At 55.8% G+C, this 19,848-nt stretch carries 10 protein-coding genes and 8 pseudogenes; 13 read left to right on the plus strand and 5 right to left on the minus strand.

Going from position 1 to position 19,848, the window contains the following annotated elements; all coding sequences use genetic code 11:
• Positions 1-359 (plus strand): DDE-type integrase/transposase/recombinase (locus ACTBDU_RS10905; RefSeq protein ID WP_438806482.1); only part of this gene is annotated, 359 nt, incomplete at its 5' end.
• An 87-nt stretch (positions 360-446) separates the two neighbouring features.
• Here the strand turns inward: ACTBDU_RS10905 and pncB are convergent.
• Positions 447-1,682: a nicotinate phosphoribosyltransferase gene (gene pncB / locus ACTBDU_RS10910; protein ID WP_438806483.1), complete on the minus strand. Its 1,236-nt coding sequence runs from the start codon at positions 1,680-1,682 to the stop codon at positions 447-449.
• Positions 1,683-1,973: 291 nt separating this feature from the next.
• Here pncB and pepN point away from each other — a divergent pair, with 291 nt between their 5' ends.
• Both pepN and pyrD read left to right on the plus strand, forming a co-directional pair.
• Positions 1,974-4,592, plus strand: coding sequence for an aminopeptidase N (pepN, locus tag ACTBDU_RS10915; protein WP_438806484.1), 2,619 nt, complete (start codon positions 1,974-1,976; stop codon positions 4,590-4,592).
• 281 nt (positions 4,593-4,873) lie between these two features.
• Positions 4,874-5,765 (plus strand): annotated as a pseudogene (gene pyrD / locus ACTBDU_RS10920) (dihydroorotate dehydrogenase (quinone)).
• Positions 5,766-5,825: 60 nt separating this feature from the next.
• Here pyrD and ACTBDU_RS10925 read toward each other — a convergent pair.
• On the minus strand, positions 5,826-5,984 hold the full coding sequence (locus tag ACTBDU_RS10925) for a hypothetical protein (protein ID WP_438806485.1): 159 nt from the start codon (positions 5,982-5,984) through the stop codon (positions 5,826-5,828).
• Positions 5,985-5,990: 6 nt separating this feature from the next.
• Here ACTBDU_RS10925 and ACTBDU_RS10930 point away from each other — a divergent pair.
• Positions 5,991-6,467, plus strand: a pseudogene (locus tag ACTBDU_RS10930) (cell division protein ZapC domain-containing protein).
• Between the two features lie 49 nt (positions 6,468-6,516).
• On the opposite strand, the pseudogene ACTBDU_RS10935 reads toward ACTBDU_RS10930, so the two are convergent.
• Positions 6,517-7,622 (minus strand): annotated as a pseudogene (locus ACTBDU_RS10935) (YcbX family protein).
• 103 nt (positions 7,623-7,725) lie between these two features.
• Here ACTBDU_RS10935 and rlmKL point away from each other — a divergent pair.
• From rlmKL to rmf, 6 genes and pseudogenes are all read left to right on the plus strand, one after another.
• Complete coding sequence (rlmKL, locus tag ACTBDU_RS10940; protein WP_438806486.1) at positions 7,726-9,852, plus strand: bifunctional 23S rRNA (guanine(2069)-N(7))-methyltransferase RlmK/23S rRNA (guanine(2445)-N(2))-methyltransferase RlmL; 2,127 nt, start codon at positions 7,726-7,728, stop codon at positions 9,850-9,852.
• Between the two features lie 3 nt (positions 9,853-9,855).
• Positions 9,856-11,773 (plus strand): annotated as a pseudogene (locus ACTBDU_RS10945) (ABC transporter ATP-binding protein).
• Between the two features lie 68 nt (positions 11,774-11,841).
• Positions 11,842-13,122, plus strand: a pseudogene (pqiA, locus tag ACTBDU_RS10950) (membrane integrity-associated transporter subunit PqiA).
• Positions 13,109-14,755, plus strand: a pseudogene (gene pqiB / locus ACTBDU_RS10955) (intermembrane transport protein PqiB). Before pqiA ends, pqiB begins: the two co-directional pseudogenes overlap by 14 nt.
• A pseudogene (gene pqiC, locus ACTBDU_RS10960) lies at positions 14,755-15,421 on the plus strand (membrane integrity-associated transporter subunit PqiC). The pseudogenes pqiB and pqiC overlap by 1 nt, the downstream one beginning before the upstream one ends.
• A 266-nt stretch (positions 15,422-15,687) precedes the next feature.
• A complete protein-coding gene (gene rmf / locus ACTBDU_RS10965) occupies positions 15,688-15,852 on the plus strand; it encodes a ribosome modulation factor (protein ID WP_438806487.1) in 165 nt (54 codons plus the stop codon).
• A gap of 101 nt (positions 15,853-15,953) precedes the next feature.
• On the opposite strand, the gene fabA is transcribed toward rmf, so the two are convergent.
• Entirely contained in the window at positions 15,954-16,472 is a 519-nt protein-coding gene (gene fabA, locus ACTBDU_RS10970; protein WP_438806488.1) for a bifunctional 3-hydroxydecanoyl-ACP dehydratase/trans-2-decenoyl-ACP isomerase, read from the minus strand.
• Between the two features lie 65 nt (positions 16,473-16,537).
• Complete coding sequence (locus ACTBDU_RS10975) at positions 16,538-18,280, minus strand: S16 family serine protease (protein WP_438806489.1); 1,743 nt, start codon at positions 18,278-18,280, stop codon at positions 16,538-16,540.
• A gap of 230 nt (positions 18,281-18,510) precedes the next feature.
• Between ACTBDU_RS10975 and matP the strand changes: the two genes are divergently transcribed.
• The 3 genes and pseudogenes from matP to ACTBDU_RS10990 all read left to right on the plus strand — a co-directional run.
• Positions 18,511-18,945 (plus strand): macrodomain Ter protein MatP, encoded by a 435-nt coding sequence (gene matP / locus ACTBDU_RS10980; RefSeq protein ID WP_438806490.1) that lies wholly within the window; start codon positions 18,511-18,513, stop codon positions 18,943-18,945.
• Positions 18,946-19,250: 305 nt separating this feature from the next.
• Entirely contained in the window at positions 19,251-19,400 is a 150-nt protein-coding gene (locus ACTBDU_RS10985) for a hypothetical protein (RefSeq protein WP_438806491.1), read from the plus strand.
• A 225-nt stretch (positions 19,401-19,625) separates the two neighbouring features.
• Positions 19,626-19,848 (plus strand): annotated as a pseudogene (locus ACTBDU_RS10990) (hypothetical protein); the annotation flags it as partial.

The raw sequence follows: 19,848 nt of genomic DNA on the forward strand, positions 1-19,848 counted from the left end.
TGGTATGGGGAACGCGTGGTAAACCTGCCGGAGTGATGTTCCACAGCGATCAGGGTAGCCACTATACGAGCAGGCAGTTCCGACAGTTGCTGTGGCGTTACCGGATCAAACAAAGCATGAGTCGGCGTGGTAACTGCTCGGATAACAGTCCGATGGAGCGCCTCTTCAGAAGTCTGAAAAACGAGTGGATACCGGTAACGGGCTACATAAGCTTCAGCGAAGCAGCTCATGAAATTACCGACTATATCGTGGGATATTACAGCGCACTCAGGCCGCATGAATATAACAATGGGTTGGCACCAAACAAATCAGAAAGTAGATACTGGAAAAACGCTAACGCGGTGGCCAGTTTTAGTTGACCACTACACAATTCTGGACTGTCCAAAATAGCCATTTTTTATGGTTTAAGGGAGTCCAGAATTGTCTGCAAATTAGTCCAGAATATTTTACATCGCTACACAACTGGCCTTCTTTACCACCAGTGGTACATCAAACGCTTTACGTAAAGCGCGGACAAAGGCTTTATCATGACACATGGTTTTGCCGGGGCTGTCCGACAGCTTCGCCACCGGTTTACTGTTGCATTCCACCAATTTGATAACGATGTTAAGCGGCTTAATGCCGGGGATATCGCACGTCAGCCGCGTGCCGATGCCAAACACCAGGTTGATGCGCTGCCAGAAATGGCGATAAAGCATGACGGCCTTATCAAAATCAAGGCTGTCGGGAAACACCAGCGTTTTGGTGAGCGGATCAATACCTAACTGCTGATAATGCGCAATCGCCTTCTCGCCCCATTCCACCGGATCGCCCGAATGGTGGCGCAGGCCCTGGCAGGCACGGGCGAACGACGGTCCGGAATCGCGCAAAAACGCATCCATGGTAATACAATCGGTAAGCGCGATCCCTAACCTGTCGGGGTATTCGTCCAGCCAGCCCTGCAGCGCGGCACGCTGGCTATTCGCCAGAACCGGACTGATCTGCTGATGGGCCTGAAACCATTCGTGCGCCATGGTGCCGACCGGCGGCAAGCCCCGTTCCCGCGCCAACTGGTAATTGCTGGTACCGATAAGATAAGGAAATTCCCGCTGCAGTTCGGCGACAACTTTAAACTGCACCTGACGCGAGAAACGCCGCCGGGTACCGAAATCCATCAGCCGGAAACGGGAGGTGTCCAGATCTTCGCTGATGCGGTAAAAATGGAGCAGCTTTTGCCGTAGTCGCGCTATCGCGTCTGCCGTCGTTACCTGTGGCGAACGGCGGTGGTGCACGACTTCGCTGATGACCGCAAGCAGCGGCACTTCCCACAAAATAACGTCGCGCCAGGGACGGGTAATACGAATATCAAGTTTGCCGTGATGATTGCGTATCCGGACCTGACTCGGTTCAAAGCGAAACTGGCACAGCCAATTAAGGTAATCACTTTGGAAAAACAGTAGACCGCTCAGGTAGGTAAATTCATCGTCATTCAATTGCAAGCCACGCATCATGTCGACCTGCGCACTGATGTCGGCGGCGTATTCGCCAAGCAACTCGTCTCCCCGGCAGCGAAATTCCGCGCTCACCATGACGTCGTGGTAACGGTAGAACACGGCCTGCTGCATATGGAATTTGTAGGCATCAGTATCGAGTATCGACGTTAAAACCGGATCGGTGGCAACATTCATGGTGCGTTCAAGCATCCTCTTACGACAGGTGTTCTCAGTCGGATAAAGGGGTAACGGCCATGAAAAGCCGCGGTTATCCTATAAGTGTAGTCACATCAGAGTATAGTTGACGTGATAACGTCGAGGACCAAACGTGCCGTTTCGCGGGTTATTCGCCCGGCAAAATGCCCGGTTTTTCCGCCAGCTCGCGCTAATTTTCAGCGAACGTTACATTTTAGCGCGCTTGCCGGGCTTTACAATGGTAACCTGGCGCTAACAGGAATAGACTTAACGGCAGAAATCGACACTGATACCAAAAGGTTAACTATGACGCAACAGCCGCAAGCCAAATACCGCGATGATTATCGTGCGCCGGACTATACCATTACCGATATTCACCTGGATTTTGATCTCGAAGCCGAGAATACCACCGTCACGGCAACCAGCACCGTCGTGCGTCAGGGCCAGGCCGGCGCGCCTTTGCTGCTTAACGGCGAAGATTTACGCCTGCTGAGCCTGCGGGTGGACGGTCAGGAATGGGCGCATTATCGTCTGGATGCGCCCGGCTTGATCATTGAGCAGTTGCCCGCCACCTTTACCTTGACCATCAAGACACTGATTCATCCTGCCAATAATACCGCGCTTGAGGGGCTCTATCTTTCCGGCGAGGTGCTTTGCACCCAATGCGAGGCGGAAGGGTTCCGCCATATTACTTTTTATCTGGATCGCCCGGACGTGCTGGCGCGTTTCACTACGCGTATTCTGGCGGATAAGCAACGCTATCCTTTCCTGCTCTCCAACGGCAACCGTAGTGATTACGGCGATAACAACGACGGCCGTCATTGGGTCGTCTGGGAAGATCCCTTTCCGAAACCATGTTATCTTTTTGCGCTGGTGGCCGGCGATTTTGACGTGCTGCGCGACAGCTTCACCACCTGCTCCGGCAGGGAGGTGGCATTAGAGCTGTTTGTCGATCGCGGCAATCTGGATCGCGCCGACTGGGCGATGGACTCCCTCAAGCGCGCCATGCGCTGGGACGAAACCCGTTTTGGTCTTGAGTACGACCTGGATATCTATATGGTAGTGGCGGTCGATTTCTTCAATATGGGCGCCATGGAGAATAAGGGACTCAACGTTTTCAATGCCAAATATGTGCTGGCCGGGGCGCAAACGGCGACCGATGTTGATTATCTCAACATCGAACGGGTCATCGGCCACGAATATTTCCATAACTGGACCGGCAACCGTATTACCTGCCGCGATTGGTTTCAGCTCAGTCTGAAAGAGGGGCTGACGGTCTTTCGTGATCAGGAGTTCAGCTCGGATGTTGGTTCACGCGCCGTGAATCGAATCAATAATGTGCGCGTCATGCGCAGCGCGCAGTTTGCCGAAGACGCCAGCCCGATGGCGCATCCAATCCGCCCCGATAAAGTCATCGAAATGAACAACTTTTACACCTTAACAGTGTACGAGAAGGGCGCGGAAGTCATTCGTATGCTGCATACCCTGCTGGGGGAAGATAAGTTTCAGGCCGGTATGCGTCGCTACGTTTCCCGTCACGACGGCAGCGCCGCCAGCTGCGAGGATTTCGTCGTGGCGATGGAGGAGGCGTCCGGGATCGACTTGGCGCTGTTCCGCCGTTGGTACAGCCAGTCGAATACGCCGCTGGTAACGGTGCGCGATGACTATAACGCCGAGCTTGAGCAATACACCCTCCGCGTCACGCAGATGACGCCGCCGACGCCGGACCAGCCGGAGAAACAGGCGCTGCATATTCCGCTGAATATCGAATTGTACGATAGCCAGGGACGGGTTATTCCGCTTCAGTATGCTGGCGCGCCGGTGAATCCGGTGCTGAATGTGACCGAAAGCGTACAGACCTTTATTTTCGATCAGGTGCCGTCGCTGCCGATCCCCTCGCTGCTGCGCGAGTTTTCTGCGCCGGTGAAACTGGATTATCCCTATAACGACCAGCAATTGATTACGCTGATGCGCTTTGCCACCAGCGACTTCTCCCGCTGGGATGCGGCGCAAAGCCTGCTGTCTATTTACATCCGTTTAAACGTGGCTCGCTATCAAAAGGGACAGCCGCTGACTCTGCCGCTGCATGTCACCGACGCTTTCCGCGGTATTTTGCTTGATCCTGAACTGGCTCCGGCGCTGGCGGCACAGATTCTTACGCTGCCCAGCGAGAATGAAATGGCCGAATTGTTTGATAGCGTGGATCCGGTGGCGATTCACAGCGTTCACGACGCGCTGACCAGCTGTCTGGCGAATGAACTGAATGATGAGTTGCTGGTGGTTTACCGCGCCAGTCCCAGCGAGGAATACCGGGTAGATCGCCGGGATATCGGCCGGCGTGCGCTGCGAAACTGCTGCCTGTACTATTTGGCGTTTGGCGATCGCGATCGTGCGGTACGTTTGACCACCGAACAATATCATCAGGCCGATAATATGACCGATACGCTAGCGGCGGTGGCGGCGGCGGTGGCGGCGCAGCTGCCCTGTCAGGCGACGCTGCTGGCCGAGTTCGATGAGCGTTGGCGCCATGATGGTCTGGTCATAGATAAATGGTTTAGTCTGCAGGCCACCAGTCCGGCGGCGGATGCGCTGGATCAGGTGAAATCGCTGTTCACCCATCGCGCTTTCAGCCTCAACAACCCCAATCGTGTCCGGGCGCTTATCGGCGCCTTCGCCGCCAATAATCCGGCGGCATTCCACGCTGCTGACGGGAGCGGCTACGCCTTTTTGGTCGAGATCTTGACCGAATTGAATACGCGCAACCCTCAGGTGGCTTCGCGTATGGTTGAGCCGCTTATCCGGCTCAAACGCTATGACTTGCCGCGTCAGCGGCTGATGCGCGCGGCGCTGGAGCGTCTGAAGGCGCTGGAAAACTTGTCCGGGGATCTGTTTGAGAAAATAAGCAAGGCGCTGGCCGACGCGTAAGCCGCAGCGGGCGGATGACGCGGCCGATTCTCTCTCAACGCGCGCCCGCCGCCGCATTGCTTTAGCGGCGCTAACGCGGGGAGGCGTTCCCCTGCGGCGTTATTCGCAACTGACGAGCGTTGGCGTCCTGGCGCCACCGTTTGGGACGGTGAGCGCGCGCATTCGGCAGCGTCTAAATGGCATCCTGGGTGATGCCCTTTTTTTGGTCCATCATCGATTCCCTTTCCTGCGCCGATGAATGATAATACCGCCCCGGTTGCAACCGGGAATCAAGAGACCTCATGTTATACCCGCTCACCAAGCAAGCGTTGTTCTAGCTTGACCCGGAACGGGTCCATGAATTAACCTTTCAGCAGCTTAAACGCGTTACCGGCACTCCACTGGAATGGCTGGTGCGCCAATCGGTACCGACAAAAACCGTCAACTGCATGGGCAGCGCCCGGTAATGAAAAGCCAGGTCTGTTTCGTCTGGTGAAAGCCGGTGGTCTGATAAATCGCATGGGTTTAAATAACCACGAGGTAGACAACTTGGTGGAGAACGTTAAGAAATCCCATTTCGGCGGCGCGCTGGGCATCAATATCGGCAAAAATAAAGGTACGCCGGTCGAGCAAGGCAAAGATGATTATCTCACCTGCATGGAGAAAGTCTATCCTTATGCCGGTTATATCGCGGTGAATATTTCTTCCCTCAATACCACCGGCCTGCGCACCCTGCAATTTGATGAAGCGCTGGATGATCTGTTGCTGGCGATAAAAAATAAGCAGGCGGCGCTGCAAGCCTACCATCATAAATATGTGCCGGTGGCGGTAAAAATAGCTTCCGACATGACCGAAACGGAATTGATCCAGGTCGCCAATAGTCTGGTGCGTCATAATATCGACGGCGTTATCGCTACCAATACTACCACCGGCCGCGAGCTGGTCCAGGGCATGAATCATTGTGGCTAGACCGGCGGGTTGAGCGGGCGACCCCTGCAATTGCGCAGCACCGAGGTTATCCGACAATTGTCCGCTGAGTTACAAGGTAAATTACCGATTATCGGGATCGGCGGTATAGATTAGCTCATCGTGGCCAAAGAAAAAATGGCGGCTGGCGCTTCGCTTATTCAGATCTATTCGGGCTTTATTTTCCGTGGGCCGCGCTTGATAAAGGATATTGTCAGCGATATTTAGCCATTTTTGACAAAATAATGCGGGCTAGAGCTATATTGTTTCTCCATTCTCGTTTATTTTTTATTCGGTTACTGCTGATTTAAGAACAATTAAATTTCCGGCCCCGCAGGTGATGCTTGCCGGATAGCGACCAGGCCTTAAATTGGCGACGTGATAAAAGGTAAATGGATGAAGATCATCCCTGGCGATAACTGGCATTAGTTTTTCGATGCTGAACATGACCGTATGATGCTTGACCTGTCGGAGGATTTAGTATTTCGCTCGCGCTTTTGCGCGAAAATGTTGACTCCTGATACGTTTGCGCGCACGCGTTTTTGCGTTGACGACGCCGCACTTTATTATCAATTCGAGAATAAAAGCCGTGCATTGCCGCTCAACGACGCCCTGTGCGCTGAATTGGTGCTCAATGCGCTGGTGGCGACCGCAAATGCCCAAGAGCTGGCACTTCCAAACGCAGTACCACAAAGACACGGCAACCGCTGGGGGGGCGACAGCGTGCAGGTGTGCGTCAGCGACGGCGGCGAGCGGACGCGTTTGCTGGTGGCGGAGGCGGGCGGCAACGCCAGCCTGTGCGTGCTGGCCCAGCCCGGTCTGACGCTGGCCGGGCGCCGGATGGCCCTTGATGACGCAATAAAGATTATGCATGACCGGCTGCAGCCGCCGTCGCGTCAGGACAATTTGCACTACGCGACCGCGGTCTAGGCCGGTTCAGGCCGGCGCAAGCCTGAGCGGTCTGTGACCGCCCTGCCGGTTATTCCAGCTGCACGTCGCCGCGCGGAATGCAGCTACAGGACAATATCCACGGCGCCTTGGCCGCTGCGCTGCCGGTTAACGGCGCCACGTCACCCTACAGTAATTTCACTTTGCAGGTGCCGCAAATCCCGGCACGGCAGGAGTAGGGGATACGTATTCCCTGCAGCTCCAGCGGCTCCGGCAAAATATCCCGTTGGTTGTCGGTAAAACGCTGGCCTTGATACTCAATGGTCACCGGTGCGTCGGCGGCCTGCGGCGGTGTGGGGGCGACAGACGGGCTGCCGGCCTGATAGCGACGTGGTTTGCGGGTGCTGAGGATTTCAACGTTATCGCCCACCCGCACTATCCCCGTCGTGCGGGCGATGACATTCTGGCCGAAATTGACATTGCCATCATCGGCGCTGCAATAGCCTTGTAAGGTGCGCAGCGGCTCACCCTGTGGATGCTTGTTGCCTTGCTCAACATTGACCGTGGTCAGGACGCAGTGGCTGCAGAAGTTCACGACTTCAAACTCGACCTCGCCGATACGCAAATGATGCCAACTATCCTCCGCATACGCCTCGGTCCCGGTCACCACCAGATTGGGCCGAAACTGGGTCAGAGTAACCCCGGCGGGGCAGCGGCGCTGTAAATCCAAAAAAGACGCTTCGCTTATCAGTAAATAGGGATACCCGTCGGCGAACGAGAGCGGGACGGTGGAGAAGCGTTTTACCCTGCGGTGGCTGTGCTCGCCTGTCCACCAGAGGGTAACCGCCTGATCAAGATAGCCTGAAAGCCAGGTATTAATGGTCTCTGGCGCTGGCTAAGCGGTAAAATGATTCCCCCAGACTTCCACCGGCTGGGCTGTTGGGGAAAAGTCGGCAAAGCGCACGTGGCGGCTTTGTCCGTTGGGAACGGTAAGGTGCAGCCCGCCCGGCAGCACCACCGGGGTGAATAAGAGCATCCGCGGATACTGACGGGCGGTGATGAACGTGCCGTCGGCGTAGGTGAGCATAAACACGCGATTAAACGCCAACCCTTCGGCGCCGGCCCCAGGGCATGCGACATCAGCCAGCCGCGCATTAATTTCACCGGATGCACATACAAACGCGATAAGATACTCATTCTGCCTCCTTGCCGTTTGTGATGACGGTCAACTTTATGACAATGAGGCTGGATTGGCTATAATGCGTATCGATTTTCTTTTTAATTAATAATAAGTGACCAGATGAATTTACTGTTTGCCACCACGGCACAAGGTTTGGAAGAACTGTTAAGAAGCGAGCTGGAAACCCTGGGGGCCGCGTCGTGCAAAGTCGCGTTAGGCGGCGTGCACTTTCAGGCGGATAACCGGTTGCTTTACCGCGCGCTGCTGTGGAGTCGTCTGGCGTCGCGCATTGTCCTGCCGTTAAACGCGTTCAGCGTCGGCAGCGATGGCGATTTGTATCGTGGCGTGCAGGCGGTGGATTGGCCGTCACTGTTCACGGTCGATAAACGTTTCGCCGTGCATTTCAGCGGCACTAACGCGGCAATACGCAACAGCCAGTATGGTGCGCTGAAGGTCAAGGACGCCATCGTTGATAGCTTTACCCGCCACAACGCCCGCCGTCCCGATATTGACCGTCAGCAGCCGGATATCCGGATTCAGGCTTATCTGCACCGTGACCAGGTGATGTTGTCCCTCGACCTGAGCGGCAGCAGCCTGCACCAGCGCGGTTATCGCGATGCCGCCGGCCAGGCGCCGCTAAAGGAGAACCTGGCTGCCGCCATTGTGTTGCGCTCCGGCTGGCAGCCCGGCAGGCCGTTGCTGGACCCGATGTGCGGCTCCGGCACGCTGCTGATTGAAGCGGCGATGATTGCAGCCGATTGCGTCCCCGGCCTGACGCGGCCGTGTTGGGGATTCTCTGCCTGGTCCGGGCATGATGAGGCGCAATGGCAAGCGTCGTTGGACGAAGCGCGCGCGCGGGCCCAAACGGGCCTGGCGCAAACGTCCTCGCGTTTTTACGGCTTCGATGTCGATGGCCGCGTGCTGGAAAAGGCGCGCCATAACGCCCGCCGCGCCGGCGTAGCGGCGTTGATAACCTTCCAGACCGGGGAGGTGGCCCAATTGGTTAATCCGCTGCCGGCGGGGCCTCGCGGGACCGTGGTGAGCAATCCCCCCTACGGTGAACGGCTGGAGAGTGAACCGGCGCTTATCGCCCTGCATAACCAGCTCGGTCGGGTAATGAAGAGTCAGTTTGGCGGCTGGCGGCTGTCGTTGTTCAGCGCTTCGCCGGCGCTGCTAGGCGCCTTGATGCTGCGTGCCGAACACAGTTTCAAAGCTAAAAACGGTCCGCTAGACTGCGAGCAGAAAAATTATTTGCTGGCGGAAACCGCCCCCGCTCCCGGTTCGGCGGAAGGGCAAATTGCCGCCGATTTCGCCAACCGCCTGCGCAAAAATGTACGATCGCTGCAAAAATGGGTCGAGCGGGAGAAGCTCGATTGCTACCGTCTGTATGACGCCGATCTGCCGGAATACAGTGTTGCTATCGATCGCTACAGCAGCTGGGTGGTGATTCAGGAGTATGTCGCGCCAAAAAGCGTTGACCCTGAGCGCGCGCGGCAGCGGTTATATGATGTGATTAACGCTACCCTGGTGGTGCTGGGCATACCGGCCAGCCGGCTGGTGGTGAAAGCGCGCGCGCGGCAGAAAGGTAAAAGCCAATATGAAAAACTGGCGCAGAAGGGCGAATTCCTGCTGGTAGAGGAGTATGGCGCCAAATTATGGGTCAACTTGACCGACTACCTGGATACAGGACTGTTTCTCGATCACCGTATCGCGCGCAGAATGTCAGGAGAGATGAGCCGCGGCAAAGATTTCCTCAACCTGTTTGCCTATACCGGTAGCGCCAGTGTTCATGCCGGTATTGGCGGCGCGCGCAGCACCACGTCGGTCGATATGTCGCGCACTTATCTTGAGTGGGCGGAGAAAAATCTGCGCAGCAATGGGTTGGTGGGACGTCAGCATCGGCTGATACAGGCGGATTGCCTGGCGTGGATTGCGATGGCGCAGGAAACCTTCGATGTTATTTTTATCGCCCTGCCGACCTTTTCCAACTCTAAGCGCATGACCGACACCTTTGACGTGCAACGCGATCATTTGGCGCTGATGGTCCAGTTTAAACGGCTGTTGCGCCCCGGCGGCACCCTCATGTTCTCCAATAACAGCCGCGGTTTCCAACTGGATGAGGCAGGTCTGGCCGCGCTGGGCCTGCGGGCGCAGTCGATAACCGATCGCACCCGTTCACCGGACTTCGCCCGCAACCGCCAAATTCATCTCTGCTGGCTGATAAGTCATGCAGACAAGGACCTTTAAGTCATGTCATTAATTAGTCTTTCCGGCGCCTGGCTGTCGTTCAGCGGTGCGCCGCTGCTGGATAACACCGAGCTGCATATGGAGCGCAACGAGCGCGTCTGCCTGGTTGGGCGCAACGGCGACGGCAAATCCACCTTGATGAAAATTTTGAGTCGTGAGGTGCTGCTTGACGATGGTTAGCTGATTTTCGAGCAGGACGTGGTGGTCGCCCGCTTGCAGCAGGATCCGCCGCGTGATGTCACCGGCAGCGTGTTTGATTTCGTCGCCGAAGGCGTTGAGGCGCAGGCGCAGATACTAAAAGCTTACCACGCCATTTCCTAACAGGTAGAAAAGGATCCGAGCGAAAAAAATTTGGCGGAAATGAACCGGCTGATGGAAATTCTCGACCATCAGAACCTGTGGCATTTAGAAAAACGCATCCATGAGGTTATAGCGCAGATTGGTCTGGACGCCGACAGCCAGCTGGCGTCGCTGTCCGGCGGCTGGCGGCGCTGGGTCGCGCGCTGGTGTGCAAGCCGCAGGTGTTGCTGCTGGATGAGCCGACCAACCATCTGGATATTAAAACCATCGACTGGCTGGAAGCATTCCTGAAGACGTTCCCCGGCAGCATTATCTTCATTTCCCATGACCGATCGTTTATCCGCGCGATGGCAACCCGCATCGTGGATCTGGACCGCGGTAAACTGGTTTCCTGACCGGGCAATTATGACAAATACCTGGAAGGGAAAGAAGAAAAACTCCGGGTGCAAGAGCCTGTAATCCGCCGAGTTTGATCGCAAACTGGCGCAGGAGGAGGTGTGGATCCGCCAGGGGATTTAGAGCCCGGCGCACGCGCAATGAAGGGCGGGTGCGCGCACTTAAAGCACTGCGTCAAGAGCGTTTCGAACAGTGCGAGGTGATGGGCAGCGCGAAGATTCAGGTGGAAGAAACGGCGCGGTCGGACAAAATCGTCTTTGAGCTGGACGATGTCAGTTATGGCATTGAAGGGAAATCGCTGATTAGCCACTTCAGCGCCCAGGCGCAGCGCGTGGATAAAATTGCGCTTATTGGCCCCAACGGTTGCGGTAAAACCACGTTGCTAAAATTGATGCTGGGTCAGCTTCGCGCCGGCACCGGCCGCGTGCATTGCGGCACCAAGCTGGAAGTCGCCTATTTCGACCAGTATCGCGCGGTGCTGGATCCGGAACGGACCGTGATGGACAAACCTGGCCGAGGGTAATGCAGGAGGTGATAGTCAACGGTCGCTCGCGCCACGTATTGGGCTACCTGCAGGACTTTTTATTTCATCCAAAGCGGGCGATGACGCGGGTGAAAGCGCTTTCAGGCGGCGAGCGTAACCGGTTATTGCTGGCGCGACTGTTTCTTAATCCCAGCAACCTGCTGATCCTCGACGAACCCACTAACGATCATGATCTCGAAACCCTGTAACTGCTGGAAGAGCTACTCGACAGTTATCAGGGCACCGTATTGCTGGTCAGCCACGATCGTCAGTTCGTCGATAATTCGGTAACTGAATGTTGGATTTTTACCGGGGAAGGGCGCATTGAGCGTTATGTCGGCGGCTATTTTGACGCCCAGCACCAGCGCAGCAATTGCCGCGCGTTAAGGGCACAACCGGCTCCGGCGCAAAGGGCGTCGGCACCCCGCCACCGGCGCCATCCCATCTTCTGCCAAACGCGGCGGGGGGAAACTCAGTTATAACCTGCAACGGGAGCTAGAAACATTACCGGGGCAGATCGAGACGCTTGAGCAGGAAATCGGCCTACTGCAGGCGCAAATGGCGGCGCCAGACTTTTTCAGCCAACTTCATGAGACGACGCCGCCGGTGCTGACCGCGATCGCGCGGGCAGAGGAGGCGCTTGAACAGGCCTTCACCCGCTGGGAAACGCTGCAAGCGCAAAAGAACGGCGCAGCGGATTAGGGCATGGTGGACGGCTTGCGCCGGCCGCCGTTTATTCGCGCAAGCGGAGTGCACAATAGGAGGTAGGCGTGTGCGATCATCTACGACAGCAGCACCCTGTGCTTTGTCCGCATTGTGATTTATTAGTGGCGCTGCCGCCGCTGGCGCCCGGCCAGAAGGGAAGCTGCCCGCGCTGCCGCAATACCTTGCAGAGCTATTGGCCGAACCCGAAACGCCAGCCGATGGGTTTCGCCATCAGCGCGCTGGTGATGCAGGGGCTGGCCAATATGTTTCCTTTCGTCAATATGGAAGTCTCAGGGCTGAAACGTCAAATAACGTTGCCGCAAATCCCGCTGGTGATGGTGAGCGATCATTTCTCCAGTCTGGCCGGCGTTTTTTGCTGTGCATGCAGGCGATTCCCGCCCTTTGCATGATAATGATTATCTTCTTATGCATGGACGTGCCGCTGCCGTTTCGCCTGAAAGCATTACTGGACAAGCTGTTATTTGCCCTACGCAGTTGGGGTATGGCGAAAATTTTCCTGGTCGGGGTGCTGGTCAGCTTTGTCAAATTGATGGCCTACGGTCAGATTGGTATCGTTAATAGTTTTATTCCTTTCTGTTTTTTTTGTTTGTTGCAGCTACGAGCGCTACAGTGCGTCGACCCGCGGTGGCGGTGGAACGTCATTATGCCGTATACCTCGCCGGTGAAACGTTTTCAAGCCCGGGCAAGGCGGTTTGGCGCAGTGTCTACGCGCCTGTAGCTGTTGCACACTTCTTCTGCCCGCCGACACACCGTTGCCTGCCCGCGCTGCCACGCCCTCGAGGGCGCGCGCTGCGGCAATAAGCCTCCAGTGGACGCTGGCGCTGCTGTTGACCTCATTAATGCTGTATATCCCGGCTAATCTGCTGCCGATTATGATTACCGATCGACTGGGTAACCGGCTCAACTCCGCTATCATGGCCGGCGTTATCCTGCTGTGGGAGGACGGCTCGATCCCGGTTGCGCTGGTGATTTTTATCGCCAGTATCATGGTGCCCAGCCTGAAAATGATCGCGTTGGGCTGGCTGTGCTGGGACGCCGCCGGCAACGGAGAGCGCAAGGCGGCCGCCAGCGAGCGGATGCATCTCTTGTATGAGGTGGTGGAATTCGTCGGCCGCTGGTCGATGATTGATGTCTTTGTTATAGCCGTCCTGTCCGGCCTGGTGCGCATGGGAAGCCTGATGAGCATCAGCCTCGGCATCGGCGTACTGCTGTTTGCCGCCGTGGTTATCCTGACCATGATAGCGGCCAAAACATTTGATACCCGTCTTTTGTGGGACAGGGCTGTGCAAAATACGTTAAAGAAGTCGACCGTTGATGGAAAATAATTATCAGGAAGCCCGGGTAGAGAAGATCAAGCGCCGGTCGCCGGTGTGGATCATTCCCATTGTCACCGTTCTTATCGGCGCCTGGATCCTGTTCTACCACTTCAGTCATCAGGGCAAAGTGATTACCCTGACGACCAGCAACGCCGACGGCATCGAGGCCGGTAAAACCGCCATCAAAAGCCACAGCGTCAATGTCGGCACCGTCGAGAGCGTGATGTTGACAAAGGACCTACGTCAGGTGGAAATCGAAGCGCGCATCTACAACGGCATGGAAAAGGTGCTTAACAAGGATTCGGCGTTTTGAGTGGTGAAACCGCAGATCGGCAAGGAAAGGGGGTCGGGGTTGGGGACCTTGTTATCCGGCGCCTACATCCAGTTACAGCCCGGTTTCAGCACGGAGACGTCGCGGGAATTCACATTGCTGGACGCGCAGCCGCTGGCGTCCCCCCCCCGACGCGCGCGGCATCCGTATCCAGCTGGACCACGATCGATCCGGCCAATTGAGCGCGGGCGACCTGGTGCTGTTTCGCTGCTTTCGGGTCGGTACGGTGGAAACCAGCCACTTTGATCCGCTTAAGCGCATGATGAATATCAGCTGTTTGTCAACGCGCCCTATGACCGTCTGGTGACGAATAACGTGCGCTTCTGGAAAGACAGCGGCGTGGCGCTGAATCTGTCGGCCTCGGGCATGCGCGTGGAAATGGGCTCGCTGACTACCTTGTTTGCTGGCGGCGTCAGTTTTGATGTACCGACCGGCTGGGAACTGTGGGGGACGCCGCTAAAGAGCAGCAGCGTTACCAACTGTTCGATAATTAAAATGATATCGCCGATTCCCTCTATATCCAACATCAGGATTATGTGCTGTTCTTCGATGATTTGATTCGCGGCCTGCAGCCGGGGGCGCCGGTAGAGTTCCGCGGTATCCGGCTCGGGACCGTGGCGGAGGTGCCGTTCGCCACCGTCAGCGCCGATCAGGAAATGAACGGTAACTACCGCGTCCCGGTGCTGATTCGCATTGAGCCGGATCGCTTTATCAGCAAAGTCGGCAAAAACTTCGATATCAATAAGAGCCTGGTCGCGGCAGAGGGGCAAGGGTTCCGCGCGGCGCTCAAGAGCGCTAATTTGCTGACCGGCGCGCTGTATGTCGATCTGGATTTTTACCCGCAGGCCAAAGCCTGGCCGGGACCCACAACCGTCAAGGGTTACCCGGTCATGCCGACGACCAGCGCCGGTCTCGCGCAGATACAACAGAAACTGACCGCTACGCTTGATAAAATTAACGCGTTACCGTTGGATCCGATGCTTAATCAGGCGATCAGCACGCTGGCGCAAAGCCGCAGCACGCTGCAGGAGCTACAGCGCACTTTGAAGGCCGTGAATAAAATCACCGAAAGCGCGTCAATGTAGCAACTGCCTCAGGACATGCAACAAACGCTGAGAGAGCTGAACCGGAGCATGAAAGGGTTCCAGCCCGGCGCGCCCGCTTACACCAAAATGGTGGCGTACATGCAGCGCCTCGATCAGGTACTGCGTAAGCTGCAGTCGGTGCTGCGGACGCTGAACAGCAAGAGCAACGCGCTGGTATTTGAAGCGGATAAAGGTTAAAGATCCACAGCCGAAGAGGGCAAAATGATGCAAAAAGGGAGAATTCTGGCGCTGGCGACGGTGCTATTGCTCAGCGCCTGCGCCAGCAGCGACGGTAACACCTACTATCAACTGCCGTACAAGGCGAGCAACACCGCGGCGACGCTGGCTTCCATCGAAGCAGGCGCTACGGCGTCCGGCGCGGGCGGTGTAGCCGATGTGCAGGGCGGGACCGCCACTCCCGTTTCGCGCCGGCAGCCCTGGTGTACGTCCCAAGCTTTGGGTCGCTCAGGTGTTGGTCGCGGATTTCCTGGCTGGCAACGGACTGGTGTATCAAACTAACGACGTCCAGTACACCACAGCGCGCAGCAACCTGTGGGGCAGCCCGCTGGAACAGCAGTTACAGCAAACGCTGGTGGCGAATTTAAGCGCCGCGCTACTGGGCAGGCTGGTTTCCATACAGCCCATTGGCAGCGGTGAAGGCAACGATCAATTATCGGTAACCCTCACCGGTTTCCACGGGCGTTATGACGGGCGCGCTATTGTTCAGGGGGTGTAGTTATTGACCCATGACGGGCGCGTCATTCGTCAGCCGTTTGATCTGGCGTTACCGCAGGAGAAGGATGGCTACGACGCGCTGGTGCGTACGCTGGCGCAGGGTTGGGGCACGGTAGGTCAGCAAGTGGCGAAAGAATTTATAGCTATAAATAAATAATTGTTTGTTATAAACATTTACATATGTCGCCGGCGGCGACGGTCAGTCCCGGCCGGCGTTGCCGACACAAGAAGCAATTCAGCGAGTTAAGGCGCCCTTCGTCATTTTTCGGGCCGAGAGATTTGTCAATATTGCCCGATTGAGATGACAGATAGATGACGCCACGGTTTGATCTTACGCGCTTTTCTCGTTAAAGATTAAGGGTAACCTCGGTATTCGGGGTTACCGTTTTTTTTCAACCAGCCAAGATGATGAGGGATAAACCTATGAAAAGACAAAAACGAAATCGTCTTGAACGTGCTCATTCACGCGGCTATCAAACGGGTCTGTCAGGGCGTACCCGTGGACTTTGTCCATATCAATCACTTGACGCACGCTCTCACTGGTTGGAAGGCTGGCGCAAAGCCATGGAAGACCGATCGGTAATTTGATCCGTCATCCAAGAACGACCTCTCTGCCGGGCGCGGCGGTTTTTTTCGGGCGTTGACAGCACGTGCGCCGACAGACGTCAACGCTATGCCGGCAGGGAGCATCAGAAGGCGGTGGTGTCCTTGAACAGGCCAACTTTCAGGTCACTCGCAGTATAAATGACGGTACCGTCGCACAGCACTTCCCCGTCCGCCATACCCATCACCAGTTTGCGATTAATTACGCGGCGGAAATGGATTCGGTAGGTGACCTTTTTCGCGCTCGGCAGGATTTGCCCGGTGAATTTGACTTCACCTACGCCCAGCGCGCGGCCTTTGCCCTCCCCGCCCAGCCAGCCCAAATAGAAACCGACTAACTGCCACATGGCATCCAGACCTAAACAGCCGGGCATTACCGGATCGCCGATAAAATGGCAACCGAAGAACCACATATCCGGGTGAATATCCAGTTCCGCTTCCACGAAACCTTTATTGTAATTGCCGCCGTCCTCGGTCATTTTAACCACCCGGTCCATCATCAGCATATTCGGTGCCGGCAACTGCGGGCCCTCTTTGCCGAACAGTTCGCCGCGGCTAGACGCCAGCAGATCTTTTTTTGTATAGGATTCGCGTTTATCTACCATATTTCTCTAAACTTTAATTATTGAGTCCTGCACATTACCCGACATGCTGGCCGCTGACAATTTCCTTAGCTCTGGTTAAACCAGTTTAGCCAGCGAAAGCCCCAGGGCAAACGTTGCCGTTCGTGCAGATTAACATTGGCGATACGCTCGCGTATCGACGCGAGAAGACTTGGACGCTTGTCGTGGTCAAACGGCAACGCGGTCAGGATTTCCAACGCTTCATCGATAGTATCCACCGCCCACAGGGAAAATTGCCCCTCGCGTACCGCCGCGATGACATCGTCGTGCAGGCACAGGTGGCGCACATTGGCGGTGGGAAGAATCACCCCTTGGGTGCCGGTCAGCTCGCGCGTCTGGCACAGGGCGAAAAAGCCTTCTATTTTCTCGTTCACGCCGCCGATGGGCTGGACGCGGCCGAACTGATCTACCGAGCCGGTAACGGCGATTTGTTGATTAATGGGTTTATCCGCCAGCGCGCTGATAAGCGCGACCCCTTCCGCCAGTGAAGCGCTGTCCCCGTCCACCTCACCGTAGGACTGCTCAAAAACCAGCGAGGCGGAGAAGGGCAACTGTTGGTCCAGCTCCAGCGTCGACATCAAAAACGCCTGCATAATCATTATGCCTTTGGCATGAATATTGCCGCCCAGTTCTGCTTTGCGCTCAACGTCGTTAATTTCACCATCGCCCAGATGCACGACGCAACTAATGCGCGAGGGTTCGCCGAACAGCAGCGGATGACCGGGGAAATCCAGCACCGATAGCGCATTCACCTGGCCTACGACCTGACCCTCCGTTTCCACCATAATCTGACCTTCGGCGATTTCGTCCTGCATCCGCTCACTGAGATAACTTTCACGCCAGAGGCGGGTGCGCTCACTGTCGGAAAACGCCGCGGCGGTCAACGCCTGCTGGGAGCCGTAAAGCGCCGCCTCTTTCAGCCGTCGGGTAAGCCACTGGGGACACAGCGGTAGCTGGCTTTGATCGCCGCTATAGCGGACTGATTGCCGTATTAAGGTCGGCCACGCGTCGGCGTTTAGCGCCGGTAGCCCCTGGCGCCGGGCCAGCATGTTGACCCAACCGCACCATTGCGCCATTTCCTCGGCCGCAGTGATGCGCAGCTCGGACTCGAATTCAGCATAGAGCGCCAGACGGGTCAGCTCAGGCTCCAGATCGTTCAGGTCGGCCAACCCCTCGCGGTCGCCGAGAACGATTAACCGTAAGTTGAGCGGCATCGACGGGACGGAAACCGGCAAAAGACGGCTATCGTCTGCCGGTAGCCAATCGAAGCGTTGCCGCAAAATCATCTGCTTAAGCCGCAGCCAGAGCAGAGGCTGGCTGGTGAGGGCGCGGGCCCCGACGATGAGAACGCCGCCGTTGGCGTGATGTACCAGGCCCGGCTGCAAATCGATGGCATCCCGATAGCAGCGCAGCGCGCCGAACAGCTGCTCGTATTCCACCCAGGACTGCCACACGCAGACATCGCGGGCGGCAAAATTATCCTCCGGCTGTTCTTCGCTAACGCTCATGCCGGTCACGACATAGCGGCTGCCGACAGGCTGGGCTGGCGCAGGCAGGATCTGTTTAACCGTCTCGGCAATCAGCTGAAAATAGTCTTCCTCCTCCTGTGCCGTCAGCAGCATAAAGTGACTGGGCGTGCGTGAATGGCAAAATTGCGCCAATCCGTCCATAAGACGGGCCTGTAGCGTTGCCAAAGGGGCGGACAAAGGCGAGAGGGGTTGGTCAAATACCGCCGCGAAATCGGCCAGATCGGGCAGTAAATATTTCCATTCTAATTTTTTGTTGGTCAAAATGATAAATAGTGTCGCTGTTCAGGGAAACGTTGATTATACAATAAAAGACATTGCTTCGTCTCGGCCTCTTTTCTTTCCAGAGGCATCATTGCCGCAACATCCTGAGACGGGCGCGCAATTGATCGGTACAGACAAATATTAGTGAAATAACAACCAACAATGCTATCATCGGCTGCAGGTTACACGGTCACAGGCGCGCTCCCATGAAATACTAGCAGCTTGAAAAGCTGGAAACCGGTTGGAAGTGGAAATACCTGATTAAAAAACACCGTGAAGGAAAGCGAATCTCCCGTCACGAAGAGAACAGCGCGGAAGCGGAATCTGTTCAGCAACTTATCAGTTATCAGCACCAGCCGGAGAAGATCCTGAAATGGATCCGCGAATCAATGTATCCCGGCCTGAAAAACCGCATGAAGCAAACTATTCGCGCGCGTCGCAAGCGGCATTTCAATGCCGAGCATCAGCATACGCGAGAAAAATCTATTGATTTGAAATATTTGTTTTGGCAACAGCTGGCGGCACTGGCACAGCGGCGGGGAAGCACCCTGTCGGAAACCATTGTCACTTTGCTGGAAGATGCAGAACGCAAGGAAAAATACGATAAAACGTTGTCTTCCTTGCGCAGTGAACTCAAGGCCATTCTCGGCGAAAAAAACACCTGATTGGCGCAGAGCGGAACGATGCTCCCCGCAGGCTGTACACCGGCTAAGATTTTCCTCTTCTCCGCCAGCACACCGACAGACAAGACCGCGGGGCGTCGTTTGAGCCACCGATTTCGCACAGCTGTCACCGCGCGCTACAATTCTTAAATTAACTGGCAAGCCGGGGCGATGCCTGCGCCGTAGGCCAATATCGCTGCGTCGCTCACTTCGCCATCAGTCGGGGTAATCTATGCAGTCACCGCCTAGCCAACGATAGACGGTGCTATAACAGAAAGGAAGCCTACTACAACTGGCCCGGGATTGGCGTGGTCAGGCGTCCCATTCCTTTGCTGCACGCTTGGCGAGACGATAGCATATTTAGTGTGCCACTACATGAATATAACGGTGGGTTGCCACCAAACGAATCAGAAAATAGATACTGGAAAAACGCTAACGCGGTGGCCAGTTTTAGTTGACCACTACAATAGAAGCGCCAGAGCTGTTGCAACTGAATGGGAGTTATCCTTCTCAACATTGCACAACTATTTAACTAGAGGTACAGAACCATCTTTTACAGTGGTGCAGAGCATTGCATATAAAGGAACACGTCAGCTTAGACTGGTTTACATTTGGTTCATCATGCACTTCAAAAAGAAGTGGCCTCAACTAGCGATATTCAGTCGATTAACGAGGAAAGCCTAATGGAGGATCCTTTAGAATTTACTTGGCATATGATTTATAATTCGCTGAATAAAAAAGATTTAGAGGCATTAATAAGCCTGCTTTTGCAAGAAGCAGCAAAGGGTGTATTGGCGTTATCAGGACGTAAAGATGACTTAGATAGCCTGTTACTCCAACTTCCAAAAGAAGAAAAAGAACGTCTGATAGCCCTACACGAAGCTAAAAAGGGGGCGGTATCTGAAG

Source organism: Sodalis sp. (in: enterobacteria), from assembly GCF_051710625.1.
GTDB lineage: Bacteria > Pseudomonadota > Gammaproteobacteria > Enterobacterales > Enterobacteriaceae > JBPESN01.